This is a genomic window from Microbacterium sp. KSW4-4, from assembly GCF_023091185.1.
In the GTDB taxonomy this organism is placed as follows: Bacteria; Actinomycetota; Actinomycetes; order Actinomycetales; family Microbacteriaceae; genus Microbacterium; species Microbacterium paraoxydans.
Genome location: NZ_JAHWXJ010000002.1, coordinates 1,293,810 through 1,320,748, shown reverse-complemented (window position 1 = coordinate 1,320,748; position 26,939 = coordinate 1,293,810). Strand labels below are relative to the sequence as shown.

Annotated in this window: 24 protein-coding genes; 10 read left to right on the top strand and 14 right to left on the bottom strand. The window is 71.4% G+C overall.

The genetic code is table 11. The features are described from left to right. Nucleotides 1-87: 87 nt before the first annotated feature. The 5 genes from KZC57_RS15850 to KZC57_RS15830 are packed head-to-tail and all read left to right on the top strand — an operon-like array spanning nt 88 to nt 5,011. On the top strand, nt 88-1,605 hold the full coding sequence (locus KZC57_RS15850) for an ABC transporter substrate-binding protein (protein ID WP_060922984.1): 1,518 nt from the start codon (nt 88-90) through the stop codon (nt 1,603-1,605). Between the two features lie 16 nt (nt 1,606-1,621). Next, a complete protein-coding gene (locus KZC57_RS15845) occupies nt 1,622-2,572 on the top strand; it encodes an ABC transporter permease (protein ID WP_060922985.1) in 951 nt (316 codons plus the stop codon). Next, nucleotides 2,569-3,438, top strand: coding sequence for an ABC transporter permease (locus KZC57_RS15840; protein WP_060922986.1), 870 nt, complete (start codon nt 2,569-2,571; stop codon nt 3,436-3,438). Before KZC57_RS15845 ends, KZC57_RS15840 begins: the two co-directional genes overlap by 4 nt. Then, nucleotides 3,435-4,226: an ABC transporter ATP-binding protein gene (locus KZC57_RS15835; protein WP_060922987.1), complete on the top strand. Its 792-nt coding sequence runs from the start codon at nt 3,435-3,437 to the stop codon at nt 4,224-4,226. Before KZC57_RS15840 ends, KZC57_RS15835 begins: the two co-directional genes overlap by 4 nt. Next, entirely contained in the window at nt 4,223-5,011 is a 789-nt protein-coding gene (locus KZC57_RS15830) for an ABC transporter ATP-binding protein (protein ID WP_247642165.1), read from the top strand. Before KZC57_RS15835 ends, KZC57_RS15830 begins: the two co-directional genes overlap by 4 nt. 87 nt (nt 5,012-5,098) lie before the next feature. Here the strand turns inward: KZC57_RS15830 and KZC57_RS15825 are convergent, their stop codons facing one another. From KZC57_RS15825 to KZC57_RS15815, 3 genes are read right to left on the bottom strand one after another with little or no spacing between them, the layout of a single operon-like run. Continuing rightward, on the bottom strand, nt 5,099-5,713 hold the full coding sequence (locus tag KZC57_RS15825) for a GNAT family N-acetyltransferase (protein WP_144880899.1): 615 nt from the start codon (nt 5,711-5,713) through the stop codon (nt 5,099-5,101). Between the two features lie 4 nt (nt 5,714-5,717). Beyond that, on the bottom strand, nt 5,718-6,437 hold the full coding sequence (locus tag KZC57_RS15820; RefSeq protein WP_025103079.1) for a uracil-DNA glycosylase: 720 nt from the start codon (nt 6,435-6,437) through the stop codon (nt 5,718-5,720). Next, on the bottom strand, nt 6,434-7,216 hold the full coding sequence (locus KZC57_RS15815; protein WP_174521450.1) for an SDR family oxidoreductase: 783 nt from the start codon (nt 7,214-7,216) through the stop codon (nt 6,434-6,436). The genes KZC57_RS15820 and KZC57_RS15815 overlap by 4 nt, the downstream gene beginning before the upstream one ends. A gap of 160 nt (nt 7,217-7,376) precedes the next feature. On the opposite strand from KZC57_RS15815, the gene KZC57_RS15810 reads away from it, so the two are divergent. Together KZC57_RS15810 and KZC57_RS15805 are read left to right on the top strand one after the other, a co-directional pair. Further along, nucleotides 7,377-8,699: a bifunctional o-acetylhomoserine/o-acetylserine sulfhydrylase gene (locus KZC57_RS15810; protein WP_025103077.1), complete on the top strand. Its 1,323-nt coding sequence runs from the start codon at nt 7,377-7,379 to the stop codon at nt 8,697-8,699. 104 nt (nt 8,700-8,803) lie between these two features. Then, nucleotides 8,804-10,009, top strand: coding sequence for a homoserine O-acetyltransferase (locus KZC57_RS15805; RefSeq protein WP_247642164.1), 1,206 nt, complete (start codon nt 8,804-8,806; stop codon nt 10,007-10,009). Between the two features lie 6 nt (nt 10,010-10,015). Here KZC57_RS15805 and KZC57_RS15800 read toward each other — a convergent pair whose 3' ends face one another. From KZC57_RS15800 to KZC57_RS15780, 5 genes are read right to left on the bottom strand one after another with little or no spacing between them, the layout of a single operon-like run. Then, nucleotides 10,016-10,621, bottom strand: a complete 606-nt coding sequence (locus KZC57_RS15800; RefSeq protein ID WP_060923548.1) for an NUDIX domain-containing protein — start codon at nt 10,619-10,621, stop codon at nt 10,016-10,018. Between the two features lie 9 nt (nt 10,622-10,630). Then, complete coding sequence (locus KZC57_RS15795) at nt 10,631-11,860, bottom strand: MFS transporter (protein ID WP_247642163.1); 1,230 nt, start codon at nt 11,858-11,860, stop codon at nt 10,631-10,633. A 9-nt stretch (nt 11,861-11,869) separates the two neighbouring features. Continuing rightward, entirely contained in the window at nt 11,870-12,202 is a 333-nt protein-coding gene (locus KZC57_RS15790; protein ID WP_105949572.1) for a thiamine-binding protein, read from the bottom strand. Between the two features lie 4 nt (nt 12,203-12,206). Continuing rightward, nucleotides 12,207-13,445 carry a hypothetical protein gene (locus KZC57_RS15785; protein WP_247642162.1) on the bottom strand — a complete coding sequence of 413 codons (1,239 nt, stop codon included), beginning with the start codon at nt 13,443-13,445 and terminating at the stop codon, nt 12,207-12,209. Next, complete coding sequence (locus KZC57_RS15780) at nt 13,442-14,272, bottom strand: ADP/ATP-dependent (S)-NAD(P)H-hydrate dehydratase (RefSeq protein ID WP_247642161.1); 831 nt, start codon at nt 14,270-14,272, stop codon at nt 13,442-13,444. The genes KZC57_RS15785 and KZC57_RS15780 overlap by 4 nt, the downstream gene beginning before the upstream one ends. 56 nt (nt 14,273-14,328) lie before the next feature. On the opposite strand from KZC57_RS15780, the gene KZC57_RS15775 reads away from it, so the two are divergent. Beyond that, nucleotides 14,329-15,396, top strand: a complete 1,068-nt coding sequence (locus KZC57_RS15775; RefSeq protein WP_144880892.1) for an NADH:flavin oxidoreductase/NADH oxidase — start codon at nt 14,329-14,331, stop codon at nt 15,394-15,396. A 59-nt stretch (nt 15,397-15,455) separates the two neighbouring features. Here KZC57_RS15775 and KZC57_RS15770 read toward each other — a convergent pair whose 3' ends face one another. The 3 genes from KZC57_RS15770 to KZC57_RS15760 all read right to left on the bottom strand — a co-directional run bounded on the left by KZC57_RS15770 (nt 15,456) and on the right by KZC57_RS15760 (nt 19,401). Then, nucleotides 15,456-16,517: a hemolysin family protein gene (locus KZC57_RS15770; protein ID WP_025103069.1), complete on the bottom strand. Its 1,062-nt coding sequence runs from the start codon at nt 16,515-16,517 to the stop codon at nt 15,456-15,458. Continuing rightward, nucleotides 16,514-17,833, bottom strand: a complete 1,320-nt coding sequence (locus tag KZC57_RS15765) for a hemolysin family protein (protein ID WP_136050973.1) — start codon at nt 17,831-17,833, stop codon at nt 16,514-16,516. The genes KZC57_RS15770 and KZC57_RS15765 overlap by 4 nt, the downstream gene beginning before the upstream one ends. A 113-nt stretch (nt 17,834-17,946) precedes the next feature. Then, nucleotides 17,947-19,401: a GuaB1 family IMP dehydrogenase-related protein gene (locus tag KZC57_RS15760; protein ID WP_247642160.1), complete on the bottom strand. Its 1,455-nt coding sequence runs from the start codon at nt 19,399-19,401 to the stop codon at nt 17,947-17,949. A gap of 161 nt (nt 19,402-19,562) precedes the next feature. Between KZC57_RS15760 and KZC57_RS15755 the strand changes: the two genes are divergently transcribed. Then, nucleotides 19,563-23,240 (top strand): multifunctional oxoglutarate decarboxylase/oxoglutarate dehydrogenase thiamine pyrophosphate-binding subunit/dihydrolipoyllysine-residue succinyltransferase subunit, encoded by a 3,678-nt coding sequence (locus KZC57_RS15755; protein WP_247642159.1) that lies wholly within the window; start codon nt 19,563-19,565, stop codon nt 23,238-23,240. Nucleotides 23,241-23,301: 61 nt separating this feature from the next. Here the strand turns inward: KZC57_RS15755 and KZC57_RS15750 are convergent, their stop codons facing one another. Genes KZC57_RS15750 through KZC57_RS15740 form a run of 3 tightly spaced genes read right to left on the bottom strand, consistent with a single transcriptional unit; the run spans nt 23,302 to nt 25,499 of the window. Further along, nucleotides 23,302-24,603 (bottom strand): GNAT family N-acetyltransferase, encoded by a 1,302-nt coding sequence (locus KZC57_RS15750; protein ID WP_247642158.1) that lies wholly within the window; start codon nt 24,601-24,603, stop codon nt 23,302-23,304. A gap of 48 nt (nt 24,604-24,651) precedes the next feature. Beyond that, a complete protein-coding gene (locus KZC57_RS15745; protein ID WP_025103064.1) occupies nt 24,652-24,897 on the bottom strand; it encodes a zf-HC2 domain-containing protein in 246 nt (81 codons plus the stop codon). After that, complete coding sequence (locus tag KZC57_RS15740) at nt 24,894-25,499, bottom strand: sigma-70 family RNA polymerase sigma factor (RefSeq protein WP_200839056.1); 606 nt, start codon at nt 25,497-25,499, stop codon at nt 24,894-24,896. The genes KZC57_RS15745 and KZC57_RS15740 overlap by 4 nt, the downstream gene beginning before the upstream one ends. A 123-nt stretch (nt 25,500-25,622) precedes the next feature. On the opposite strand from KZC57_RS15740, the gene aroA reads away from it, so the two are divergent. Continuing rightward, nucleotides 25,623-26,939: a 3-phosphoshikimate 1-carboxyvinyltransferase gene (gene aroA, locus KZC57_RS15735; protein WP_105949569.1), complete on the top strand. Its 1,317-nt coding sequence runs from the start codon at nt 25,623-25,625 to the stop codon at nt 26,937-26,939.

Sequence of the window (26,939 nt, the reverse complement as noted above, 5' to 3'; positions counted from 1 at the left end):
CGTTCCACGGCCGCCGCGCCGCATCCCGCCCGACCCTAGGCTCGTCCCACCGGCACACAGCACCTGCCGCACCGAGAGGAAACACCCATGTTCCGACGTCATCGACGCCTCGCGCTGATCTCCGCCCTCGCGGCCACCGCCGTGATCCTCAGCGCCTGCTCCGGCTCCGCCGACCCTGCACCGTCGGCGGGCGGCGAACCCGACCCCGACGCCACCCTGCACGTCGGTCTCGTGCTCGAGCCCACCAACCTCGACATCCGCCACACCAGCGGTGCCGCGCTGGAGCAGATCCTCATCGACAACATCTACGAGGGACTGGTCAGCCGCACGCAGGACAACGAGGTCGTGGAGCGGCTCGCCTCGGACTACGAGGTGTCGGACGATGGCCTCACCTACACCTTCACCCTCAACGACGGGATCACCTTCCACGACGGCTCGCCTCTGACGGCGGCCGACGTCGTCTCCTCCTACGAGACCGTCCGCACCGACGAGACCGTGCAGGGCAACGCGGAGTTCGCGTCCGTCTCCTCGATCTCCGCTCCGGACGACACGACCGTCGAGATCGTGCTGTCCGAGCCGAACCAGAACTTCCTCTTCGCCCTCACCGGTCCGGCCGGCCTCGTCTTCAAGAAGGGCGACACCACCGATCTGAAGACCGCGGAGAACGGCACGGGACCGTTCACCCTCACCCGCTGGAACAAGGGCAGCACGATCACCTTCGCCCGCAACGACGACTACTGGGGCGAGCCGGCCGGCGTCGCCGAGGTCGAGTTCCAGTACATCCCCGACTTCACGGCTGGCGTGAACGCGGCGCTCGCCGGCGACGTGGACGTCCTCACCGCCGTCGACCCGAACCTGGCTCCGCAGCTCGAGGACTCGGGTGACTTCAGCCTCACGACGGGCCGCACGACCGACAAGGCTACGCTCGCCTTCAACAACAAGAAGGCGCCGCTGGACGACGTCCGGGTGCGCGAGGCCCTGCGCCTGGCGATCGACCACGAGGCGCTCATCGAGGCCGTCGGCGCCGGCACGCCGTTGTACGGCCCCATCCCCGAGCTCGACCCCGGCTACGAGGACCTCTCCGACGTCATCTCCTACGACCCCGAGCGGGCCAAGGAGCTGCTCGCCGAGGCCGGCCAGGAGGACCTCGATCTCACGCTGACGATCCCGTCGTTCTACGGCACCACCGTCCCGAAGGTGCTCATCTCGGACTTCGACAAGGTGGGCGTGAACCTCGAGGTCGATTCCGTGGAGTTCCCGACCTGGCTCGAGGACGTGTACACCAACAAGGACTACGACCTCAGCTTCGTCCTGCACGTCGAGCCGCGGGACTTCGGCAACTTCGCCAACCCGGACTACTACTTCGGCTACGACAACGCCGAGGTGCAGGACCTCTACACGCAGGCGCTGGCCGAGGTCGATCCCGAGGCCTCCGCGAAGCTCCTCGCCGAGGCGGCCCGGATCGTGTCCGAGGACCACGCTGCGGACTGGCTCTACAACGGTCAGACCATCACCGCCGTGAATCCGGTGGTCAGCGGCTTCCCGGAGGACTCGATCAACTCGCGCATCAACCTCGCGGGTGTGACCGTCTCCGCCGCGAGCTGACGACGGTCGACGCTCCGTGCTGCGTTACGCGCTCGTCCGAGGAGCCCTGCTGATCGCAGGGCTCCTCGTGTCGAGCGCGCTCATCTTCCTCACCCTGCGCGTCTTCCCCGGCGACGTGGCCCAGCTCATCGCCGGCACCCAGGCCTCCCCCGCCGAGGTCGAGGCGCTGCGGGAGTCGCTGGGGCTGAACCAGCCTCTGCTCGCGCAGTACGCCGACTGGATCGGCGGCATCCTCCGCGGCGACCTGGGCACGTCGCTGCTGTCCGGCGCCTCCGTCGGCGAGGAGCTGCTGGTGAAGGCACAGGTCACGGTTCCGCTCGGGATCATGTCGCTGGTGATCGCCGTGCTCATCGCCGTGCCGTTCGGGATCCTCGCCGCCCTGCGTCGCGGCCACCGCGACGGCACGGCGCTCAGCGTGGGCGCGCAGGCTCTCGCGGCCGTCCCCGTCGTCTGGGCGGGCATGATGCTGATCGTCGTGTTCTCCGTGTGGCTCGGCTGGCTGCCGCCCCAGGGCTTCCCCCGCACCGGGTGGTCGACACCGGGCAGAGCGATCGAGGCGCTGCTGCTGCCCGCCCTCACGATCGGCATCGTCGAGGGCGCCATGCTCATGCGCTTCGTGCGCAGCGCGACCCTGCAGGCGGCCGGACAGGACTTCGTCCGCACCGCGGCCGCCAAGGGTCTGACGAAGACCCGCGCCCTCATCCAGCACGGCATCCCGGCGGTCGGGCTCTCCATCATCACGGTGCTCGGCCTCCAGGTCGCCGGGATCATCGTCGGCTCGGTCGTGATCGAGCAGCTGTTCACGCTTCCGGGCATCGGCCGCATGCTCGTGACCGACGTCGGCACCCGCGACCTCGTCAAGGTGCAGAGCGAGCTGCTCGTGCTGACCGGCTTCGTGCTGGTGGTCGGTTTCCTCGTGGATCTGCTACACCGGGCGATCGACCCTCGACAGCGGGAGGCCGCATGAGCGCTCGGTGGTTCCCTCGGCTCTGGCGGACCTCGACCGGCCGCTTCGGACTGATCGTCATCGCCATCGTCGCCCTGGCGGCCGTCGTGTCCCTCTTCTGGACGCCGTTCGACCCGCGGGCCTCGAACATCGGCGACCGCTGGCTGCCGCCGGGCTGGCCGCACCTGCTCGGTACGGACGACACCGGACGCGACATCCTGAGCCTGCTCATGGCGGGGGCGCGGACCACCGTGTTCGTGAGCGTGGGCGCCGGACTCGTGGCCACTGTGGTGGGGATCGCCCTCGCCGCCCTCGGCGCCCTGACCACCCGGCTGGCGCGGGAGACGGTCGCCGTGTTCGTCGACATCCTCATCGCCTTCCCCGTGCTGCTGATCGCGATGATGATCTCGTCGGTGTGGGGCGGATCGCTCTGGGTCGTGATCTGGGCGGTGGGGATCGGGTTCGGCGTGAACATCGCGCGGGTCACGCGGCCGGAGCTGCGTCGCGTGCAGCAGAGCGACTTCGTGCTCGCCGCGCGCGCGTCCGGCCTCACCCCCGCGCAGAGCCTCGTCCGTCACCTCCTCCCGAACGTGGCTCCGGTGTTCATCGTGCAGCTCTCGTGGTCGATGGCCGTCGCCGTCCTCGCGGAGGCCGGCCTGTCGTACCTCGGCTTCGGGGCCTCGGTCGTGGAACCGAGCTGGGGGCTGCTGCTCGCGGATCTCCAGCGCTACATCGGCGTGCACCCTCTCACCGTGATCTGGCCCGGGCTCACGATCACCCTGACCGTGCTCGCCCTCAACCTGCTCGGCGACGGGCTCCGCGAAGCCACGGACCCCACCCTGCGGCACCGTGCCGCCGAGACGCACACACCGGCGGTGGTCGCATGAGTCTGACGGTCGAGGATCTCGTCATCGAGATCGACGGACGCCGGGTGGTCGACGGCGTCTCGCTCCAGGTCCCCGACGGCACCCGGCTCGGGGTGATCGGCGAGTCCGGCTCCGGCAAGTCCCTCACGGCGCTCGCCGTGCTCGGGCTGCTGCCGGAGGGCGCGACGGCGCACGGGAGCATCCGGTGGGACGGCACTGAGCTGATCGGGATGCCGGACCGTGAGCTCGCCCGGCTGCGCGGTGACGACATCGGCATCGTGTTCCAGGAGCCCCGGACGGCGCTCAACCCGATCCGGACGGTCGGCCGCCAGATCGCGGAGTCCATCCGCATCCACGAAGGCCTGGGCAGGCGCGAGGCCCGCGAGCGGGCGATCGCGGAAGCCGCCCGCGTGCGACTCCCCGATCCGGAGACCATCGTCGACCGGTATCCGCACCAGCTCTCCGGCGGCCAGCGGCAGCGCGTCGCGATCGCCATGGCCCTCGCCTGCCGTCCGCGGCTCCTGATCGCGGACGAGCCCACGACGGCCCTCGACGTGACGATCCAGGCCGAGATCCTGTCGCTGCTGCTCGGGCTCGTCGCTGACGAGGGCATGTCGCTCCTGTTCATCACGCACGACCTCGCGGTGCTGTCCCAGGTGGCGACCGAGGGCGTGGTGCTGGAGCACGGTCGCGTCGTCGAGAGCGCACCGGTGTCGGGGCTGCTGACCGCGCCGACCTCTCCCGTCACGCAGGGGCTGCTGCGGGACGCGACCGCGACGCTGTGGCGGCCCGAGGGAGGAGCGGCATGAGCCTCATCGAAGCGCGCGGGCTGCGACGGGACTTCGTCGTGCCGAAGCGGACGGCGTTCGAGCGGAAGCGGCGGCAGACGGCGCTCCAGCCGACCGACCTCGACGTGCCCGAGGGCGCCTCCCTGGGGATCATCGGCGAGTCCGGCTCGGGGAAGTCGACACTCGTGCGACTCCTGCTGGGCCTGGACCGACCGACCGCGGGCACCGTGTCGGTCGACGGCCGGATCGTCGACGCCGGGGCCTCCGCGCGATCCCTGCACTGGTTGCGTCGGCAGACGGGTCTCGTCTTCCAGGATCCCTACGCCTCCCTCGACCCCCGGATGACCGCGGGGCAGATCGTGCGGGAGCCGTTGTGGGCCCTCGGCATCGACGGCGACCATCGGGCACGGGTGCGCGAGGTCATCGCCCGGGTCGGCCTGGACCCCGAGATGGGCGACCGCTATCCGCACGAGTTCTCCGGGGGGCAGCGGCAGCGGATCGCTCTCGCCCGTGCGCTCGTCCATCGTCCGCGGATCCTCGTGGGGGACGAGCCGCTGTCGGCGCTGGACGTCACGGTGCGCGCACAGATCCTCGAGCTGCTCGCGGAACTCCGAGTCTCGGACGAGCTCACGCTGCTGCTCGTGTCGCACGACATCGGCGTGGTGCAGAACCTCTGCGACACGGTCGTCGTCATGAAGGACGGCCGCATCGTCGAGCGCGGTCCGACGCGCGACGTGCTCCTGCACCCGACCGCGGACTACACCCGCACCCTGCTCTCCGCGATCCCCGTCATCCCCGACGCCTGATCGCCGACCCACCCCTTTGCGGCCGCCCCGGCCCTTTGCGTGCGCTCGCAACGGGGTGGGAGGCACGCAAAGGGGTGGGTCGAGGGGTCAGCGCGGGAAGAGCGAGAGGCGACGGCGAGGGCGGGACGGGCGAAGGGCACGGCGCAGGTAGACGGTGCCGAGGTCGCGGCCGAACTTGTGGCCGACGCGCCCCATACGACCGGCCTCCACGAAGCCCAGCTTCTCGTGCAGCCGGATCGAGGCCTCCGCACCCTGGTCGCTGACGACGGCGACCATCTCCCGGAGCCCCCGCTGCTCGCACGCCGCGATCAGCGCCTGCAGAAGGGCCGACCCGAGGCCCTTGCCGGCCGCGCCGGGACCGAGGTAGATCGAGTCCTCGACCGTGTACCGGTAGGCGTTCTTGCCCGCCCACGGCTGCGCGAGCGCATACCCGAGGATGGCGCCGGAGGGCGACACCGCCACGAGGAAGGGCAGCCCGAGCCGCTCCAGCAGGGTGAACTTGTCCCGCCAATACGGGATGCTGCTGCGGCGCTCGTCCAGGGTGACGGCCGAATTGCTGACGAAGTGGTTGTAGATCTCCCGCACGTGCGGCAGATCGGCCGCGCGTGCCGGTCTGATGACGTAGGAGAACGTGTCCGGCGCGGTCGCCGGTCGCAGATGACGCGGGAGAACGCGGCGGCGGTCCCCCGGCTCGAACTGCATGCGCTCAGCTTAGAGAGCCGGACGCCTCGCCCTCCACCCTCCAATCCACCGGAGCACTGCCGAGTCCCTCCAGGAGCGCGTTCGCGCGGGAGAAGGGCCGGGAGCCGAAGAAGCCACGGCTCGCGGAGAGAGGGGACGGATGCGCCGAGGCGATCACGGGGGTGTCGCCGAGAAGGGGCTGGAGGTTCGCCGCGTCACGCCCCCAGAGGATCGCGACGAGCGGCTGCTCCCGGGCCACGAGGGTGCGGATCGCGAGCTCCGTCACCTGCTCCCATCCCCAGCCGCGGTGGGAGGCGGCCGCTCCGGGGCGCACCGTCAGGACGCGGTTGAGCAGCAGCACGCCCTGATCGCTCCACGCGGTGAGGTCTCCGTGCGGTGCGGGCGGGAGGCCGAGGTCGGCCTCCCGCTCCTTGTAGATGTTCGTCAGGCTCCGCGGCAGCGGCCGCACATCGCGGTCCACGGCGAACGACAGCCCGATCGGGTGCCCGGGGGTCGGATAGGGGTCCTGGCCCGTGATGAGCACACGCACGTCGGCGAGTGGACGCTGGAAGGCGCGCAGCACGTTCGGCCCCGCGGGGAGATATCCGTGACCGGCCGCCTGCTCGGCGCGCAGCCGCTCCCCGAGCGCCGTGATGGTGTCCTGCACCGGGGCCAGCGCCTCCGCCCATCCCGCGTCGATCAGTCCCTCGTCGGCGAGCTCCGCGAGGGTGCGTCCTCCGCTCACTCGACGGGCCGGACCCGCAGCGGGCCTCGCGCGAGCAGGTGCTGCGCCGACTGGGCGACGGGCCGCATCGTGACGAGGTCGAGGTTCACGTGGGCGGGAGCGTCCAGAGCATAGGCGATCACGTCCGCCACGTCCTCGGCGCGAAGGGGCGCCTCGACCCCGGAGTACACGGCCTCCGCGGCGACGGCGTCGCCCCCGAGCCGGTTCAGCGTGAACTCCTCCGTGTGCACCATCCCCGGAGCGACCTCGGCCACGCGGAGCGGCTCGCCGTTCAGCTCCTGACGCAGCGCGCGGACGAGCATCGCCTCGGCCGCCTTCGCCGCGTTGTAGCCTGCGCCGCCCGGGTAGGCGGTCTGCGCGGCCGTCGAGGTCACGAACAGGAGGTCGGCGTGTCCGTCCACGTCCGCGGTGCGACGGAGCAGCGGCAGCAGTCCGGCGACGAGGCGCTGGGTCGCGAGGACGTTCGCGTCGTACATCCACTGCCAGTCGGCGAGCGCGGCGTCCTCGACGCGGTCGGTCCCCCGCGCGCCACCGGCGACCTGGACGAGGGCGTGCACGGGTCCGGTGCGCTCGAGCTCCCCGAGGAGCGCCGCCACCGCCGCGTCGTCGGTCAGGTCACAGGCGATCGTCGACGCCCCGGTCTCGGCGGACAGGGCGGCGAGCCGGTCCGCGCGGCGGGCGACGCCGACGACGTCCCACCCCCGAGACCGCAGCACCCGCACCGTCGCCTGACCGATCCCGGAACTCGCACCTGTCACCACTGCACGTCTGTTGGCCATGTCCTCCACCGTACGATGTCCGCGCGGGTTCCGCCCGTTCGCAGCCCCCTCGCCGTGTTACGTCACATTTCCCGGTCGTTGTTGACACGGCGCGATATTCCGTACTCTCGCTGCAAGGGCACCAGCCCATCCGACCTTCCGACCGTTCCAGGGGGAACACATGTCCGCACCCGAGACCTGGCGTTTCGAGACCAAGCAGATCCACTCGGGCGCCGCCCCCGACCCGGTCACCAAGGCCAGGGCGACGCCGATCTACCAGACCACGTCCTACGTGTTCGACAGCGCCGACCACGCCGCGAACCTCTTCGCGCTCGCCGAGTTCGGCAACATCTACACCCGCATCCAGAACCCGACCCAGGACGTCCTGGAGCAGCGCCTCGCCGCGCTCGAAGGGGGCACCGGCGCCCTCGTCCTCTCCAGCGGTCAGGCCGCCTCCACCTTCGCGATCCTCAACATCGCGCAGGCCGGTGACCACTTCGTCGCGTCGAGCTCGATCTACGGCGGCACGTACAACCTCTTCAAGTACACCCTCGCCAAGCTCGGCATCGAGGTCACCTTCGTCGAGAACCAGGACGACCCGGAGGAGTGGCGTCGCGCCGTCCGCCCGAACACGAAGCTGTTCTTCGCGGAGACCATCGGCAACCCGCAGATCAACGTTCTCGACATCCGCACGGTCGCCGACATCGCGCACGAGAACGGCGTCCCGCTGATCGTCGACAACACGATCGCGACCCCGTACCTCATCCGTCCGTTCGAGCACGGCGCCGACATCGTCGTCCACTCGATCACGAAGTTCCTCGGCGGCCACGGCACCACGATCGGCGGCGTCGTGATCGACGGCGGTTCGTTCGCGTGGTCGGAGAACGTCGAGAAGTTCCCCGGACTCACCGAGCCGGACCCGTCGTACCACGGCGCCAGCTACACGGCCGCGGTCGGCGACCCGCTCGCCTACATCATCAAGGCCCGGGTGCAGCTGCTCCGCGACCTCGGCTCGGCCATCGCCCCGCAGAGCGCGTGGAACCTCATCCAGGGTGTCGAGACGCTGTCGCTGCGCATCGAGCGCCACGTGCAGAACGCCCAGGAGATCGCCGAGTGGCTGGACAGCCGCGACGACGTGGCCGCGGTCAACTACTCCGGCCTGCCGTCCTCGCCCTGGTACGCCAAGGCGAACGAGTACGCCCCGAAGGGTGTCGGCGCCGTGCTGTCGTTCGAGCTCAAGGGCGGTGTCGAGGCCGGACGCGAGTTCGTCAACAGCCTCTCCCTGTTCAGCCACCTCGCCAACATCGGCGACGTGCGCTCGCTCGTCATCCACCCGGCCTCCACGACGCACGCCCAGCTCACGCCCGAGCAGCAGCTCACCGCGGGTGTGACCCCCGGCCTCGTCCGCCTGTCCGTGGGACTCGAGAACATCGAGGACCTCAAGGCCGATCTCGACCAGGCGCTCGCCGCCGCCCGCGCCGTCTCCGAGGCCGCGCGCGCCTGAGCCCCCTCTCCGCGAAGGCCCCGGACCGCACGGTCCGGGGCCTTCGTCGTTTCCGGTGTCGTAACCTGCGGGCCGGGACCGACCGGCCAGGCGAGAATGGAGACATGGACTGGCAGACGACCTCCGAAGACACGGTGCCGTCGGCACCGGTGACGGAGGCCGACGTCCGGCTGCTCCGTGCCCGGCCACCGGCCACCGGCGCCTGGCGCGACGGCGACCCCGTCGGCGGCCGCCGATTCGCCGCGTTCGGCCCCTTCGACACGGAGAGCGGAGCCCAGCTCCCCGGCATCCGCCTCGCGTACGAGAGCTGGGGGGAGCTCAACGCCGCACGCGACAACGCCGTGCTCGTCCTGCATGCCCTCACCGGGGACAGCCACGTGCGCGGAGACGCCGGTGCCGGCCACCCGACCGCCGGCTGGTGGGAGGACGTCGTCGGCCCCGGTGCGCCGCTCGACACCGACGAGTGGTTCGTGATCGCGCCGAACATGCTCGGCGGTTGCCAGGGATCGACCGGCCCCGCGAGCATCGCGCCGGACGGCTACGAGTGGGCGTCGCGCTTCCCGTACCTGACGATCCGCGACCAGGTGGCGGCGCAGGTGCGCCTGGCCGACGCACTGGGCATCGACACCTGGGCAGCGGTGATCGGCGGCTCGATGGGTGGCATGCATGCCCTGGAATGGGCGGTTTCGCAGCCCGACCGGGTGCAGCGCCTCGCCGTGCTCTCCTCGCCCCCGGTCACCACGGCCGACCAGATCGCGCTCAACACCGTGCAGCTCGAGACCATCCGCATGGACCCGCGGTTCCAGGGCGGCGAGTACTACGACCTCGCGGACGGCGACGGCCCGCACCGCGGCCTGGCCCTCGCCCGCCGCATGGCGCTGCTGAACTACCGCAGCCCGATCGAGCTCAACCAGCGGTTCCAGCGCTCCTGGCAGTCGGACGTGTCGCCGCTCGGTCACGGCGGACGCTTCGCCGTCGAGTCCTACCTCGACTTCCACGGGAACAAGTTCACGCGCCGCTTCGACGCCAACAGCTACATCACCCTCGTCGAGGCCATGAACTCGCACGACGTCGGCCGCGGCCGCGGCGGCGTGGAGGAGGCCCTGAAGGCGGTGACCGCGACGACCCTCGTCCTCGGCATCGACAGCGACCGCCTCTTCCCCGTCGACGGTCAGCAGCGGATCGCCCGGAGCATCCGGAACGTGCTCGACGGCGAGGCGGTGGTGCTCACGAGCGACTTCGGCCACGACGGGTTCCTCATCGAGACCGAGGCCGTCGGTACGCACCTGCGGCGCCTGCTCGACGCCTGAACCGCGTCAGGCCGGGTCGAACCGCCACGGCAGGGTGTGGGCGTGAAGAGTCCCCTGCGCCCAGCCGAACGCCCCGCCCCCGTCGCGCACCTCCGTCTGGAACAGCTCGACCGCTCCGCCGGACGCCAGCGCGGCCTCGACGTCGGTGAAGGCGGAGAGCCGGTGCAGCGTGACCCAGGTGGGCGGGAAGAGCCGCCATTCCCCCGTCGCGTGCCGCTCGAAGGCCGTGTCCGGTGACACCCAGGCGAGCTCGACGACCTCGTCGGCCGCCGGTGACGGCTCGGCATCCGGGGCGAGGGCGAGGAAGAACCAGGTGCGGATCCGCACGGGTGCCTCCGCGGGCGGGTGCCACTCCGACAGAGGCACCAGGTCGTCGACGACGAGTCCGACCTCCTCCGCGGTCTCCCGGGCGGCGGCCCGGCGTGCGTCGTCGATCTCCGCCGCGCCCGCCCGCCGATCCTCCGGCTCGACCTTCCCCCCGGGGAACACCCAGGCGTCCGCGAAGGAGCCCCGCGACGGACGGCGCAGCAGCAGCACCTCGAAGCCACCGGGGCTCGGGCGCAGCAGCACGACGGTTCCGGCGAGCGGGAGGTCGTCGTCGGGAGCGGTCACCCCGTCACTCTACGACGCGAGGACCGGCCTCTGCGCGACCCGCCGTGCCTCCACGCGGTACGACACCAGAGCGATGAGGAGTCCGGCCACCGCGAGCACCGCCCCGGTCCACGCCGGTGCCGTGAAGCCCCAGCCGATCGCGATCACGATGCCCCCGAGGAAGGCACCGAGGCTGTTGCCGATGTTCAGAGCGGAGTGGTTCATGGCCGCCGCGATGGATTGGTTGTCGCCGGCCACGTCCATCAACCGCGTCTGGATCGTCGGGCTGAGCACGGAGGAGACGAAACCGACGAGGACGACCACGAGGCTCAGGCTCACGATCCAGAACGAGAGCACCGCGAGGAGAGCGAACACGACGGCCATCGCGGCGAGGCCCAGCAGCAGCGTCCGGCGGAGGTCGATGTCCGCGAGATGACCGCCGACGAGGTTCCCGCCCGTCATGCCGAGCCCCATCAGCACGAGCACGATCGGCACGACCCAGTCCGGCGATCCGGCCACCTCCGTCACGAGCGGGGCGATGTAGCTGTAGACGGCGAAGAACCCGCCGAAGCCGATCGCCCCGACGCCGAGCGTGAACCAGACCTGACCGATGCGGAACACCCCGAGCTCCGCCCGCATCGTGCGTCCGGGGTTCCCCGGGTGCGCGGGCACGAACAGCGCGATGAAGACGGTGGCGAGCGCGAAGACGAGCGCGACGACCGCGAAGGCCGCGCGCCAGCCCCACTCCTGGCCGAGGAAGGTGCCCAGCGGCACGCCGACGACATTGGCGACCGTGAGCCCGGTGAGGATGAACGCGACGCCCTTGGCACGGTTGCCCGGCCCCATCACATCGGCGGCGACCAGCGCGCCGATGCCGAAGTAGGCGCCGTGCGGGAGTCCGGCGAGGAAGCGCGAGACCCCGACGAGCTCGAACGTCGGCAGCACCACGGTGAGCGCGTTGAAGACGGTCAGCGCGAGGGCGAGCACGATCATCACCCGATGCCGCGGATAGCGGGCGACGAAGCCGGCGATGGTCGGGGCGCCGATGACCACGCCGAGTGCGTACAGCGAGATCAGCCAGCCGGCCTGGCTCAGCGCCTCCTCCTGGCTCGACGCCCAGACGGACGGGAGGAGGTCGGCGGCGATGTTCGGCAGCAGGCCCATGACGACGAACTCGGTCATGCCGATGCCGAAACTGCCGATGGCGAGGGAGAGGAGCGCCCACTTCGCCGCACCCCTCGAAGGTGTCGAGGGATTCACCGGTTCAGCTTACCGGTCGCCGGACTCCTCGATCGCCGCCTCCAGACGCTCGACCTTGGCGTCGAGCTCTCCCGTGTACCCGGGGCGGATGTCCGCCTTGAGGACGAGCGACACCCGGGAGCCGAACGGCAGGACCGCCTCGGTCGCGCGCTTGACCACGTCCATGACGGTGTCCCAGTCGGGCCCCTCGATCTCGGTGAACATGCTCGTCGTGCGGTGCGGGAGGCCCGACGCGCGGACGACGCGCACGGCCGCGGCGACCGCGTCGTGCACGGAGGCATCGGTGCGCTCGGCACCGTCGGCGGGCGTGCCGCTGGGGGCGACGGAGAAGGCGATCAGCATGGGTTCACTCCTGAGTTCGAGGACGACGGACGGCGGGGACCCGCGCGAGCGCGACGGCGCTCACGGCGGCGAGGACGACGAGCAGAGCGTTGCGCATCGTGAGCAGCAGCACGGGGGCGGCTTCGGCCCGCAGCAGCCCGTCGTAGCTCAGGGGATACACGAGACATGTGAGCAGGCACAGCGCGAGCACGAGGGCGGCGGCGGTGCGCGCCCGGCGGCGGTCGAGCACGAGCCACAGGATCACCGGTGCGAGCAACCAGGTCTGGAACTGCGGCGAGCCGACCTTGTTCAGGGCGATGAGCACCGTCACCAGGAGCAGGGCCAGCGGCGGGAAGAGTCGCGCGAACGACGCGCCGCGGGCGGCCTTGACCCCACCGACGACGGTGACGACGGCGGCGGCGAGCACCAGGAGCGGGGTGAGGATCGTCGCGAGGGCCTCCGCGCCCGGCGCGACGATCTGGAAGGTGAGGATGTCGTAGCTGTACTCGATGCGGGCGGCCCCTGTCACGGCCATCCAGAGGAACGGGGTCGCGGCGACCGCCTCGATCTGGAGTCCCCGGCCGGTCTGCGCGGTGAGGAAGCCGAGGATCTCGGTGTCAGCGCCGAGCAGCAGGAGTACCACCACCACACCGGCCGTGACGCCCGCGGCGGCCAGGAGCATCCGCAGCCGCGCCCTCGCGGCCACGACCGCCGCGAGGAGCAGCGCACCGGGCCAGATCTTGATCCAGGCGCCGATGGTCAGCAGCGCCGCGGCGATGGTCGGGCGGGTCACCAGCCAGAGACCGGCCACGACGGCGATCGGCACGGTGACGGCATCGATGCGGTACAGCGCGATGGGTCCGAGGAGCAGCAGCGCCGCGCACCAGAACCACGCGGCGGTGCGCCGCGCCCGCACGTGTCCGCGCCCGACGAGGACGGCGAACGCGACGGCGTCGAGCACCGTGACCAGCAGCGCCCAGCCGATCAGGTAGGCGCCGGAGACGCCGAGCAGCGGGAGGAACGGGGCGGCGAGCACGGCCGCGAGCATCATCGGCAGGAGCGCGAGCTGCGGATACACCCAGGACTCCGTGACGCCTACGATCTCCCCGCCGCTCCACGCGGCCGTCGCCCAGGGCTCGTAGACCAGCACGACGTCCCCCATGGGCTGGCTCGGGTAGACCCAGCCCAGCCCTGCGGTCACGACGTGGACGAGGAGGAAGGCGATCCACAGCGCGAGCGCGCTCCCCCGGGCCGTGGTCCTCACGACAGGAGGTCCGCGACCGCGCGGGGCAGCGCCTCCGCGACGTCGAGCGCGACGATCGGATGGCCGCTCGCGCCCCCGGTCGCGGCGGCGGCGAGGCGGGCGGCGTGCCCGTGCAGCCAGACGGCCGCCGCGGCGGACTCGACGAGCGGGCTGTCCGGATTCGCGGCGATCACGGCGGCGACGATCCCGGCCAGCACGTCCCCCGTCCCGGCCGTCGCGAGCCACCCGGTCCCCGCCTCGACGGCGATGAGCGTGCCGTCAGGTGCGGCGAGCAGTGTGCGTGCGCCCTTGCGCAGCACCACGCCGTCGATCGCGGCGGACACGTCGCGGACGTCGGAGAGATCGTCCCCCGCCCCGTCGATGCCGACGCGCTCGCGCAGCCGCGCGAACTCCCGGCCGTGCGGCGTGGCGACGAACGGGGCGCGGGCGGTCGGCGCCAGATCGAGCGCTCCGGCGTCGATGACCACGGGGACGTCGCCGCCGACGATATCCCGCAGCGCCTGCGCCTCCGCCACGCTCCGGTCGTCCGGATCGGTCCCGGAGCCGATCACCCAGGCGCCGATCCGCGTGCGTCCGGCATCCGGCCCGCCGACGGTCTCCGGGCGTCGGGCGAGCACCGCCGCCACCGCCGACGGCGCGCCGACGTAGCGGACGAATCCGGCACCGGTGCGCCAGGCGGCCTCGACGCCCAGCACCGCGGCGCCGGGGTAGGCGGCCGATCCGGTGCGGATGCCCACGACGCCCCGCGAGTACTTGTCATCCTCGGCGGTCGGCGCGCGGAAGAACCGCGCTGCGTCGCTGCGGGACCACTCGCGCACGTCGCTCATGACTCCACGTTAGCCCGACGGCCCTGTCCCGTCCGCGTCGGCGGTACCGTCGAACGGTGAGTCTTCTCTTCTCCCCGCTGACCATCCGGTCCACCACGTTCCGCAACCGCCTCTGGGTCTCCCCCATGTGCATGTACAGCGCCGTCGACGGCGTGGCGCAGGAGTGGCACCACACCCACCTCGCGCAGTTCGCCTCGGGCGGCGCCGGGCTCATCGTGGCCGAGGCCACGGCCGTCGTGCCGGAGGGGCGCATCTCCCCTCGCGACCTCGGGCTGTGGGACGACGCGCAGCGCGACGCCCTCGCCCCGATCGTCCGCGCGATCCACGACCGCGGGACCGCCGCGGGCATCCAGCTCGCGCACGCCGGGCGGAAGGCCTCGACCTGGTGGCCCTGGGCCGACGAGCGCGGCTCGGTCCCCACCGCCGCGGGCGGATGGACGACAACCGCCCCGTCCGCGGTCGCCTACGAGGGGTTCGCCGCGCCGGTCGCGCTGGACGCGGACGGCATCGACCGCGTGGTCGACGGGTTCGCCGCGGCGACCCGTCGGGCGCTCGAGGCGGGCTTCGACGTCATCGAGATCCACGGAGCCCATGGCTACCTCCTGCACCAGTTCCTGTCGCCGCTGTCGAACCTCCGCGAGGACGAGTACGGCGGCTCGCTGGAGAACCGGGCCCGGCTGCTGCTGCGCGTCGTGGACGCGGTGCGCGAGGCGGCCGGCGACGACGTGCCGCTGTTCGTCCGCATCTCGGCGACGGATCACGCAGAGGGCGGGTTCACGCCCGAGGAGGCCGCGACGGTCGGCGGCTGGGCGACCGCGCGCGGCGCCGACCTCATCGACGTCTCCAGCGGCGGCCTCGTCGCGGACCAGCGCATCAGCGTCTCCCCCGGCTACCAGGTCCCGCTGGCCGAGACGGTCCGCCAGGGCGGGCGGATCCCGGTGTCGGCCGTGGGCCTCATCACCGCCGCCGCCCAGGCCGAGCAGGTGCTCGCCGACGGGGCGGCCGACGCGATCTTCGCCGGACGGGAGTGGCTGCGCGACCCGCACTTCGCGCTCCGGGCCGCGCACGAGCTGGGCGACACGGTCGCCTGGCCGCCGCAGTACGAACGCGCGCACTGGCGCTGACGCCCACGACGAAGGCCGCCGGTCCCCGAGGGAGCCGGCGGCCTTCGCGTCTCCGGATGTCAGTGGCCGCGGACGCGACGGGTCGCGTCCTGCACCTCGCCGACGAGCTCCTCGAGGATGTCCTCCAGGAACAGCACGGCGGTGGTCTCCCCCCGGGCGTCGCGGACCTTGGCGAGGTGGCGACCGGCCCGGCGCATGACGGCGAGGGCGTCCTCCAGATCGGTGTCCTCCTGCACGGGCACCATGTGGTGGATGCGCTTGCCGGGGATCGGCTCGAGCACCTTGGCCTCGGCATCCGGGCCCTCCGAGGCCCGCAGGATGTCCTTGAGGTGGACGTAGCCGATCGGGACGTCCTCATCGTCGACGATCACGTAGCGCGAGAACCCGTAGCGGGCCACCGCCTTCTCGATGTCGTCGGGCGTGGTCGTCTGCGGCAGCGTGACGAGGTCGCTCAGCGGAACGGCCACGTCGCGCGCCTTCTTGTCGGTGAACTCCACCGCGGCCGTCACCGTACCCGCGGTGTCCATGAGCACGCCCTCACGGCGCGACTGGTTGACGATGGTCGCCACCTCGTCGAGTGTGAACGTCGACGCCGCCTCGTTCTTCGGCTCCACCCGGAAGAGGCGCAGCACGCCGTTCGCCGCCGCGTTCAGCAGCCAGATCACCGGCATGAACACCTTCGACACCCACACCAGCGGCGTCGCCAGCAGCAGCACGGCCCGGTCCGGAATCGAGAACGCGAGGTTCTTCGGCACCATCTCGCCGAACACGACGTGCAGGAACGACACGATGAGCAGTGCGATCGTGAACGACACGACGTCCACCGCGCCGTCCGACCAGCCCAGCGCGTGCAGCGGCACGGCGAGCAGGTGGTGGATGGCGGGCTCGGAGACGTTCAGGATGAGCAGCGAACAGATCGTGATGCCGAGCTGCGAGGTCGCGAGCATGAGCGTCGCGTGCTCCATGGCGTACAGCGCCGTCTTGGCCGGGCGCGAGCCACGCTCGGCCTTCGGCTCGATCTGCGAGCGCCGCGCGGAGATCACCGCGAACTCGGCGCCGACGAAGAACGCGTTCGCCGCCAGCAGGACGACGAGCCAGGCGAGGCCTCCCCAATCGCTCACAGGGACACCCCCTCGATGACGACGGTGTCCGGTCTCGGGACGTAGCGCACCCGATCCACCCGGCGGCCGTCCATGCGGACCACCTGCAGCGTGCCGCTCTCCAGGGGCACCTCGTCGCCGACGACCGGCACCCGCTCGAGGACGCTCATGACGTAGCCGCCGACCGTGTCGTACACATCGCCCTCCGGCACCTCGACGCCTGCGCGGCTGCGCAGCTCGTCCGGACGCAGCTCGCCGGGGAAGGTCACCCCGTCGCGGTTGCGGATGATGCCGGCCCTCGTCCGGTCGTGTTCGTCGGAGACCTCGCCGACGAGCTCCTCCACGAGGTCCTCCAGCGTCACGATCCCCGCCGTCCCGCCGTACTCGTCCACGACGACCGCGAGCTGGTAGCCGCGACCGCGGAGGTCGGAGATGAGCGCGTCGACGTGGGCGGTCTCCGGCACCCGCAGCGGATCGGTCGCGAGAGCACCGACGGGCACCTCGGCCCGGCGTTCCCGCGGCACCGAGATGGCGGCCTTGAGGTGCACGACGCCCGTGATGTCGTCGAGATCCTCGTCGAAGACCGGGAAGCGGCTGTGGCCGGTGCGCCGCGCCAGCTGGATCACGTCGTCCACCGAGTCGCCGGCGGCGATCGCGTGCATGCTCGGGCGCGCCGTCATGACGTCAGCCGCGGTGAGCCGCGAGAACGTGAGCGTGCGGTCCAGCAGCGTCGCGGTGTCGGCCTCCAGCACTCCGGCACTCGCCGACCGCCGCACGAGGGACGAGAGCTCCTCCGCGCTGCGGGCGCCGGAGAGCTCCTCCTTGGGCTCGATGCCCATGCTGCGCAGCACCCCGTTGGCGCTGCCGTTGAGCACGACCACCGCCGGCTTGAACACGGTCGTGAAGGCGATCTGGAACGGCACGACGAGCTTCGCCGTGGCCAGGGGCAGCGCCAGCGCGAAGTTCTTCGGGACGAGCTCGCCGAGGATCATCGAGAGCACCGTCGCGACGAACATCGCCACCACGGTCGCGATGGGAGCGACGGCGGCTTCCGGGATGTTCCAGGCGACCAGCGTGGGACGCAGGAGGTTCGACAGCGCCGGCTCCATCGTGTATCCGGTCAGCAGCGTGGTCAGCGTGATGCCGAGCTGTGCGGAGGAGAGATGCGTCGAAGTGTGCCGCAGGGCGCTGATCGTCAGGGAGAGGCGGGACTCGCCTCGCGCCTGCCGCGCTTCCAGATCCGCGCGGTCGAGGTTCACGAGGGCGAACTCGCTCGCGACGAAGAGGCCGGTGCCGACCGTGAGCAGAAGCCCCACGCCCAACATGATGTAGTCCATCAGATCTTCCTCTCCGGGGAGAGAACGGGACGGTGGGGCGATGTTCGGCAACTGGGAGGGTCGTCCATAGTGCGCTCGATTCTACAGAAGCGGACTGTGGTCGCGGCAGGTGATCACCAGCTGACCGGCAGCGCCTTGCCCTCCTCGTAGCCGGCCGCCGACTGCAATCCGACGACGGCGCGCTCGTGGAACTCGGGCACGGTCGCGGCCCCGGCGTAGGTGAAGGACGACCGCACGCCCGATGTGATCATGTCGAGCAGGTCCTCGACTCCCGGGCGCAGCGGGTCGAGGTAGATCTTGGAGGAGGAGATGCCCTCGGCGAACAGCTCCTTGCGCGCCCGCTCGTAGGCGTCCAGCCGACCGAACCGCGCCTGCACGGCCTTGGTCGAGGCCATCCCCCACGACTCCTTGAACAGACGACCGTCCGTGTCGCGCTGGAGCTCGCCCGGGGCCTCGATCGTCCCGGCGAACCAGGAGCCGACCATGACGGAGGCGGCACCGGCCGCGAGCGCGAGGGCGACGTCGCGGGGGTAGCGCACCCCGCCGTCGGCCCAGACATGGGCTCCGGCCTCCGCGGCGGCCTGCGCGGTCTCCAGCACCGCGGAGAACTGGGGACGACCGACCGCCGTCATCATCCGCGTCGTGCACATCGCCCCCGGCCCGACGCCGACCTTGAGGATCGAGGCGCCCGCGTCGACGAGATCCCGCACGCCGTCCGCGGTGACGATGTTCCCCGCGACGATGGGGAGCCCGAGCCCGAGGGACGCGACCTCCTGCAGCGCCCGGAGCATGCCCTCCTGGTGGCCGTGCGCGGTGTCGACGACGAGCACGTCCACCCCGGCCGCCGCGAGCGCCTTCGCTTTCGCCCCGACGTCGCCGTTGATGCCGACCGCCGCGGCGACGGCGAGGCGCCCGTCGGCGTCCACGGCCGGCCGGTACAGCGTGGCGCGGAGGGCGCTGCGGGCGCTCAGCGTCCCGACGAGGTGGCCGTGGTGGATGACCGTGACCACTTCGACGTCCGCCTCGGTGATGACGTCGAAAGCGTGCCGTTCGGAGCCGATGTCGTCCGCGTCGATCGACGGCGTCCCCCGGTGCACGAGGTCGCCGAGCTGCGCGTCGGGCAGCGCGGTCGCGAGACGGGTGGCCGGGAGCACGCCGACGATGCGGTCGACGGGGATCGGTGCCGCACCGGAGGCGACGACGATCCCGTGGCCGGGGGCGGCGGGGAGCAGGCGGAGGGCGTTGGCGACGGTCGCCTCCTGGGGCAGCACGAGCGGCGTGTCCCAGAGCACCGGCTGCCCCTTCACGTCGCGGATCGCGGCGTCGAGCTCCTGGAGCGGGAGGTCCTGCGGCAGCACGCCCAGCGCCCCGCGGCGCGCGAGCACGGCGGCGATCCGCGGCCCGGTCACCGAGTTCATGTTCGCGGCGACGAGCGGCAGCGTCGCCGGGGTGCCGTCGTGCGGAGCGAGATCGACCTGGAGGCGACTGGTGACGGCCGAACGGCGCGGCACCAGGAAGACGTCCGAGTAGGTCAGATCGACGGTCGGCTGCGCACCTGAGAACTCCATGTCTCCACGGTACCCAGATCGGCGCGGCACGGGTCGGTCTCTTCGACGTCTCTGCGGTCGAAACAGGTTAGGCTTGGTGGTCGAGAGTGTGCGGGCCCGAGCGCATCCTGCGTCGTGCGTCCGCATCGGAGATCTTCAGCGATGAAAGAGGGCGATAGAGCGTGTCGAACCAGGTGACCGGCGTCGGTGGCGACGGGGGGTTCGGAGCCAATTCCTGGCTCGTCGAAGAGCTCTACGAGCAGTTCAAGGAGAACCGCGACTCGGTCGACAAGGAGTGGTGGCCCATTCTAGAGAAGTACCACTCCGAGACCACCGCAGCCGGAGGCGCTCCCGCCGCGACCACGGCCCCGGCGCACCCCGTGACCGCTCCCATCCCCGTGATCGGTGCACAGCCCGTCGCCCGCACCACGGCGAAGCCGGCGGCCGCCGCGCCGATCCCCGCCCAGGCGCCGAAGCCGAAGCAGGAGTCCAAGGAGACGCAGCCGCCCTCCGAGGAGGACAAGGTCACCCCGCTGCGCGGTCTGCCGAAGACCCTCGCCGCGAACATGGACGAATCGCTCACCGTCCCCACCGCGACGAGCGTCCGCACGGTCCCGGCCAAGCTGATGATCGACAACCGCATCGTCATCAACAACCACATGGCCCGCACCCGCGGCGGCAAGGTCAGCTTCACCCACCTCATCGGCTGGGCCCTCATCCGCACCCTCGACGAGTTCCGCAGCCAGAACGTCTTCTACGCCGAGATCGATGGCAAGCCCTCCGTCGTGGCCCCGGCGCACGTCAACCTCGGCATCGCGATCGACCTGCCCAAGCCGGACGGCACCCGCGCTCTCATGGTCCCGAGCATCAAGCGTGCCGACACCATGACCTTCACCGAGTACCTCGCCGCCTATGAGGATCTCGTCACCCGCGCGCGCGCCAACAAGCTCACCGCCGCCGACTTCCAGGGCACGACGGTCTCGCTCACCAACCCGGGCGGCATCGGCACGGTGCACTCGGTCCCGCGTCTCATGAAGGGCCAAGGCTGCATCATCGGCGCCGGTGCTCTCGAGTACCCCGCCGAGTTCCAGGGCGCGAGCGACAAGACGCTCAACGAGCTGGCGATCGGCAAGACCATCACCCTCACGAGCACGTACGACCACCGCGTCATCCAGGGCGCCGGATCCGGCGAGTTCCTGAAGAAGGTGCACGAGCTGCTCATCGGCCAGCGCGGCTTCTACGACGACATCTTCGCGGCGCTGCGCATCCCGTACGCGCCCATCCGCTGGAACCCGGACATCGCGGTCGACCTCGCCGAGCGCGTGGACAAGCAGTCCCGGGTGCAGGAGCTCATCAACTCCTTCCGTGTGCGCGGCCACCTCATGGCCGACATCGACCCGCTCGAGTACCGTCAGCGTTCGCACCCGGACCTGGAGATCGAGAGCCACGGCCTGACGTTCTGGGACCTCGACCGCGAGTTCGTCACCGGCGGGTTCGGCGGGCGCCGCGTCGCCAAGCTCCGCGACATCCTCGGGGTGCTGCGCGACTCGTACTGCCGCACTCTCGGCATCGAGTACATGCACATCCAGGACCCGGAGCAGCGCCGCTGGTTCCAGGAGAAGGTCGAGGTCAAATACCAGAAGCCCGGCCACGACGAGCAGCTGCGCGTGCTGCGCAAGCTCAACGAGGCCGAGGCCTTCGAGACCTTCCTGCAGACGAAGTTCGTCGGCCAGAAGCGCTTCTCGCTCGAGGGCGGCGAGTCGCTGATCCCGCTCCTCGACGAGATCCTCCAGGGCGCGGCCACGGCCGGGCTGGAGGGCGCCGCGATCGGCATGGCCCACCGCGGCCGCCTGAACGTGCTCACCAACATCGCCGGCAAGACGTACGGCCAGGTCTTCCGCGAGTTCGAAGGCACGCAGACCCCCGGCAACCAGCGCGGCTCGGGCGACGTGAAGTACCACCTGGGTACCGAGGGCACGTTCGTCGCCGACGACGGCTCCGCGCTGCCCGTGTACCTCGCCGCCAACCCCTCCCACCTGGAGACGGTCGACGGCGTGCTGGAGGGCATCGTCCGCGCCAAGCAGGACCGCAAGCCCATCGGCACCTTCGCCTGGCTGCCCATCCTCGTCCACGGCGACGCGGCCTTCGCCGGCCAGGGCGTCGTCGTCGAGACCCTGCAGATGTCGCAGCTGCGCGGCTACCGCACGGGCGGAACGATCCACGTGGTCGTCAACAACCAGGTCGGCTTCACCACGACGCCGAGCGACGCCCGCACCTCGGTCTACGCCACCGACGTCGCCAAGACGATCCAGGCGCCGGTCTTCCACGTGAACGGCGACGACCCCGAGGCCGTCATCCACGTCGCGCAGCTCGCGTTCGAGTACCGCGAGCGCTTCCACCGCGACGTCGTGATCGACCTCGTCTGCTACCGTCGTCGCGGCCACAACGAGGGCGACGACCCCTCGATGACGCAGCCGCTGATGACCGACCTCATCCAGGCGAAGCGCTCCGTCCGCCGCCTGTACACGGAGTCCCTCGTCGGTCGCGGCGACATCACCGAGGAGGAGTACGACGAGGCCAAGGCCGACTTCCAGAACCGTCTGGAGATCGCCTTCGCCGAGACGCACGCCGCCGAGACCGGCACGACCCCGATCGCCCCGGAGGAGGCCCCGCAGGTCGAGGACCAGGTCGGAGCCCCCGAGGTCACCGGAGTGCCCGCCGAGGTCATCCGCCTCATCGGCGACGCGTTCGTGAACAAGCCCGAGGGCTTCACGGTGCACCCGAAGATCCAGCAGCTGCTGGAGAAGCGCCTCGACATGAGCCGCAACGGGAACATCGACTGGGGCTTCGGCGAGCTGCTCGCCTTCGGTTCGCTCCTGGTCGAGGGCACCCCGGTGCGCCTCGCCGGCCAGGACTCGCGCCGCGGGACCTTCGTGCAGCGGCACGCCGCGCTTCACGACCGTGCGAACGGCCAGGAGTGGCTGCCGCTGTCGAACCTGTCCGACGCGCAGGGCCGCTTCTTCGTCTACGACTCCCTCCTCAGCGAGTACGCCGCGCTCGGCTTCGAGTACGGCTACTCCGTGGAGGCGCCCGAGGCTCTGGTGCTGTGGGAGGCGCAGTTCGGCGACTTCGTCAACGGCGCCCAGTCGGTCATCGACGAGTACATCTCCGCCGCGGAGCAGAAGTGGGGTCAGCAGTCCAGCGTCACGCTCCTGCTCCCCCACGGCTACGAGGGCCAGGGACCGGACCACTCCTCCGCACGCATCGAGCGGTTCCTGCAGCTGTGCGCGCAGGACAACATGATCGTGGCGCGCCCGTCGACCCCGGCGTCGCACTTCCACCTGCTGCGCCGGCAGGCCTACGCCCGTCCGCGCAAGCCGCTGATCGTGTTCACGCCGAAGGCGATGCTGCGCCTGCGCGGCGCGACGAGCCCGGTGGAGGCGTTCACCGGGGGCCGCTTCGAGCCGGTCCTCGACGACGACCGGGGTCTCGACCGTTCCGCCGTGAAGCGCGTGCTCGTGCACAGCGGCAAGGTGCATTGGGACCTCCGCGCCGAGCTGGAGAAGAACCCGAACCCGGAGATCGCCCTGGTGCGTCTGGAGCAGCTCTACCCGACGCCCATCGACGCGCTGAAGAAGATCACCGACTCGTACCCGAACGCCGAGCTCGTGTGGGTGCAGGAGGAGCCGGAGAACCAGGGCGCCTGGCCGTTCCTCGCTCTGGCCTTCGCCGACGTCCCCGGCGACCGCTCCTTCCGCCCGGTCTCGCGTCCGGCGTCGGCCTCGCCGGCGACGGGCTCGTCCAAGGTGCACGCGACCGAGCAGGCCGCGCTCATCCGCGCGGCGGTCACCCTGGGCTGACCGCCTCTGACGACGAAGGGCGCCCCGGCTTCGGCCGGGGCGCCCTTCTCCGTTCCGCGGGTCAGTACCAGATGTCGAGGGACGGCGCCGGGAAGGCGACGAACGCACGGTCCAGTGCCTCGACGGCGTTGACCGGGCCCGTGATCCGGCCTGCTCCGTGCAGCGCGGCGACGCGGATGCTGCCGGCGTAGATCGACGAGAGCGCGGAGACGTCGAGGACGAGGTCCGCCTCGGCGCCCGGAGCGTCCTCGATGTCCGCGTGCCCCTGCGCGTCGACGCGGAGCCGCCAGGTGCCCGCGGCGAATCCCAGGGCGTCCTCGATGCGGAGCACGGCGTCCAGGGGCGCGGCGTAGGTCCGGGCCGTGAGCGCGGCGGGGACGTCCAGGACGCGAAGCCAGCCGTGGTCGTGCACCTCCTGGGTGACGCCGCGCGGGTCCGCGACCAGCCACGGCAGGGCGTCGTCGAGCGGTCGGAGATCGGCGGTCACCTCGTCGACGAGGTCGTGCTGCAGCGCGAACCGCCACAGCGCAGCCGTCGCCTCCGCCGTCTCGGCGACGAGCAGGCGCACGTGCAACGCGAACCGGAACGTGCCACCGCGCTCGGTGAGGTGGAAGGCCATCACGCCGCGCACCTGACCGGACTCGTCGCGATAGCGGATGCCGCGCACCCGGTCCCGGTCGGTGTCGGTGCTCGCGAGCCCGCTGATGCCCGCCCAGCGGGCCGCCCACCCCGGCACCTGGCCGGACCGCGCGGTACGGGCGCGCTCGTGCGCCTCCGCCAGGGCCTCGGCGAGCTCCTCGCGCTCGAGGTACTCCACGCGGCCGGCCGGGACGGGGCCCGCCCAGCCGGCGCGGCGCACGTCCACGGTGAACCGCGCCACGGGGACGGCGGAGCCGAAGCCGTACCGCCCGTAGATGGTCGCCTCGGAAACCGTGAGGCCCGCGACGGGGAGGCCGGCATCGACGGCGGCGCGCAGCTCACCCTCCAGCAGGGCGCGCGCGATGCCACGGCGGCGATGCGTGCCGGCCACGGTGACCCCGCTGATCGCCCACATCCCGATCTCGCTGCCGGGGATCGTCAGCGGCGTCACCCAGGAGTCGATGGTCGCCACCGGGAAGCGGTCGGCCGGGGCGTCGGGCTCGTAGACGCCGATGTTTCGCCGGCTCTTCAGGGTGCCGACACCTTCCTCGCGAGCCGCCTCCGAGGGGTCGGCACCGAGGAACCCGCGGGCCATCGCGCGCTGGAAGGCGGCCACGCGCGTGGCGTCCGTCGTATCCAAGACCCGATAGTCGAGGCCGTCCTCCGCGACGCGGTCGACGGACGTCTGGTCAGCGGGGATCCCGCGTGCATCGATGAGGGCCATGCACACAGCCTACGGGCGGTCTCCGACGCTCCGCGCCCGGCGGGACGCTCAGTGCTGCGCGGCCTGGACCTCGCGGAGCCGGGCGAACACCTGGTCCCGCAGCTCCTCCGGAGCGGTCTCCTTGCAGGCGCGGGCGATGACCTCGGTGAGGGTCGTCGCCACCAGAGCCTCGTCCCGGCATGCCGGGCAGTTCTCCAGGTGCTCGCGGATCTCGGCGTGCTCGGTCTTGCACACCTCGTTGCGGAGGTACTCCTCCAGATCCTGACGGGCCTTGTCGCAGCCGCAGTCGCTCATTTCTTGCTCCTCGGGTCAGCCGCGGCGATTCCCCGCTCCGCGGCGTAGTCGGCCAGCAGCTCCCGCAGCATCCGCCTGCCACGGTGCAGACGGCTCATCACGGTGCCGATGGGGGTCTTCATGATGTCGGCGATCTCCTGGTACGCGAAGCCCTCGACGTCGGCGAGGTACACCGCGAGCCGGAAGTCCTCCGGAACCGCCTGCAGCGCGTCCTTCACGACCGACGCCGGCATGCGGTCGATGGCCTCCGCCTCCGCCGACCGGCTGTGCGACGCCGTCGTCGACTCCGCGCCGCCGAGCTGCCAGTCCTCGAGCTCGTCGATGGTGCCCTGGAACGGCTCGCGCTGCCGTTTGCGGTAGATGTTGATGTACGTGTTGGTGAGGATGCGGTACAGCCACGCCTTGAGGTTCGTGCCCTGCGCGAAGGTCGACCACGAGCCGTAGGCCTTGACGAAGGTCTCCTGCACGAGATCGGCGGCGTCAGCGGGATTGCGCGTCATGCGCATCGCGGCGGCGTAGAGCTGGTCCATGAAGGGGAGCGCCTGCTCCTCGAACTCGCGCCGAGGGTCGCCGACGGTGGCTGCGGTTGCGGTGTCGTCCATCACCGGCCAGTCTAGGCGGCTGAGGTCGATCACCTCGCGTTCCAGCGTCGCAGGCATCCTCTTCCCTTCGCACGGGTGCCGCCTCTCACGAGGACGGCGTTGCGTTTACTAAGGTGAGAACCGATGAGCGCCAAAAGGTATTCCCCCACCCGTGTGCAGGGCGCCTACCCCGCGCCCACGATCGACGGCCCGGTGCACGCCGAGCTCACGATCCCCGGCTCCAAGTCCCTCACGAACCGCGAGCTCCTCATCGCGGCGATCGCGGACGGCCCCGGCCGCCTGATCGCGCCGCTGCACTCCGACGATTCGCAGCGCATGGTGGAGGCCCTCCGCGCACTCGGCGTCGGCATCGAGGAGGTCGACGCCGGTCATGAGTTCGGTCCCGATCTCGTGATCACGCCCGGCAAGCTCCGCGGCGGCACGACGATCGACTGCGGCCAGGCCGGGACCGTCATGCGCTTCATCGCGCCGCTGGCCGGCCTCGCGGAGCAGGACGTCCACCTCACCGCGCACGAGACGGCCCTGCACCGGCCCATGGGCGGGCTCATCAGCGCCCTGCGCGACCTCGGCGTCGACATCGACGACGAGGGCACCTGGGCCCTCCCGTTCACCATCCGCGGCCACGGCCACATCCGCGGCGGTCGCGTGGAGATCGACGCGTCGGCCTCCAGCCAGTTCGTGTCCGGGCTGCTGCTCGCGGCCCCGCGTTTCGACGTCGGCCTGCACCTCGTGCACACCGGCGAGCGCCTGCCGAGCCTGCCGCACATCGACATGACCATCGAGGCGCTGAGCCGCCGCGGCATCCGCATCGAGCGCCCCGCGGTCGGCGAATGGCTGGTGGAGGCCGGAGTCCCCCGCGCCAAGGAGATCCCGATCGAGCCGGATCTCTCCAACGCCGCCCCGTTCCTCGCGGCGGCCCTCGTCGCCGGAGGCTCCGTCGCGATCACCGGCTGGCCGGCGCACTCGACGCAGCCCGGAGCGCTGCTCCCCGAGATCCTGCAGGCGGCGGGTGCGCACGTCAGCCGTCACGGCGGGGTGCTCACCGTGCGGGCAGGGTCCGGAATCCGCGGACTGGATCTCGATCTCTCCGCCGCCAGCGAGCTGACGCCGACCCTCGTCGGTCTCGCGGCCTTCGCCGACGGCCCCACGACCATCCGCGGCATCGGCCACATCCGCCTCCACGAGACCGACCGGATCGCGGCGCTCGTCGGGAACCTGCGCGCGCTCGGCGGGACCGCCGAGGAGCTCCCCGACGGCATCCGCATCGTTCCCGGCCCGCTCCGGGGCGGTACCTGGGCCGCGCACCACGATCACCGGATGGCGACGACCGGCGCGCTGATCGGCCTCCGCGTCCCCGACGTGATCATCGATGACATCGGCACCACCGCCAAGACCCTCCCGGAGTTCACCATGCTCTGGGAGCGGATGCTGCGAGGCTGA

What these genes read in the sequence shown, in the direction of transcription:
- KZC57_RS15850 (WP_060922984.1), top strand. Translation starts at nt 88, where the DNA reads ATGTTCCGACGTCATCGACGCCTCGCGCTGATCTCCGCCCTCGCGGCC.
- KZC57_RS15840 (WP_060922986.1), top strand. Translation starts at nt 2,569, where the DNA reads ATGAGCGCTCGGTGGTTCCCTCGGCTCTGGCGGACCTCGACCGGCCGC.
- KZC57_RS15835 (WP_060922987.1), top strand. Translation starts at nt 3,435, where the DNA reads ATGAGTCTGACGGTCGAGGATCTCGTCATCGAGATCGACGGACGCCGG.
- KZC57_RS15830 (WP_247642165.1), top strand. Translation starts at nt 4,223, where the DNA reads ATGAGCCTCATCGAAGCGCGCGGGCTGCGACGGGACTTCGTCGTGCCG.
- KZC57_RS15825 (WP_144880899.1), bottom strand. Translation starts at nt 5,713, where the DNA reads ATGCAGTTCGAGCCGGGGGACCGCCGCCGCGTTCTCCCGCGTCATCTG.
- KZC57_RS15815 (WP_174521450.1), bottom strand. Translation starts at nt 7,216, where the DNA reads ATGGCCAACAGACGTGCAGTGGTGACAGGTGCGAGTTCCGGGATCGGT.
- KZC57_RS15810 (WP_025103077.1), top strand. Translation starts at nt 7,377, where the DNA reads ATGTCCGCACCCGAGACCTGGCGTTTCGAGACCAAGCAGATCCACTCG.
- KZC57_RS15805 (WP_247642164.1), top strand. Translation starts at nt 8,804, where the DNA reads ATGGACTGGCAGACGACCTCCGAAGACACGGTGCCGTCGGCACCGGTG.
- KZC57_RS15790 (WP_105949572.1), bottom strand. Translation starts at nt 12,202, where the DNA reads ATGCTGATCGCCTTCTCCGTCGCCCCCAGCGGCACGCCCGCCGACGGT.
- KZC57_RS15780 (WP_247642161.1), bottom strand. Translation starts at nt 14,272, where the DNA reads ATGAGCGACGTGCGCGAGTGGTCCCGCAGCGACGCAGCGCGGTTCTTC.
- KZC57_RS15765 (WP_136050973.1), bottom strand. Translation starts at nt 17,833, where the DNA reads ATGGACTACATCATGTTGGGCGTGGGGCTTCTGCTCACGGTCGGCACC.
- KZC57_RS15760 (WP_247642160.1), bottom strand. Translation starts at nt 19,401, where the DNA reads ATGGAGTTCTCAGGTGCGCAGCCGACCGTCGATCTGACCTACTCGGAC.
- KZC57_RS15750 (WP_247642158.1), bottom strand. Translation starts at nt 24,603, where the DNA reads ATGGCCCTCATCGATGCACGCGGGATCCCCGCTGACCAGACGTCCGTC.
- KZC57_RS15745 (WP_025103064.1), bottom strand. Translation starts at nt 24,897, where the DNA reads ATGAGCGACTGCGGCTGCGACAAGGCCCGTCAGGATCTGGAGGAGTAC.
- KZC57_RS15740 (WP_200839056.1), bottom strand. Translation starts at nt 25,499, where the DNA reads ATGGACGACACCGCAACCGCAGCCACCGTCGGCGACCCTCGGCGCGAG.
- aroA (WP_105949569.1), top strand. Translation starts at nt 25,623, where the DNA reads ATGAGCGCCAAAAGGTATTCCCCCACCCGTGTGCAGGGCGCCTACCCC.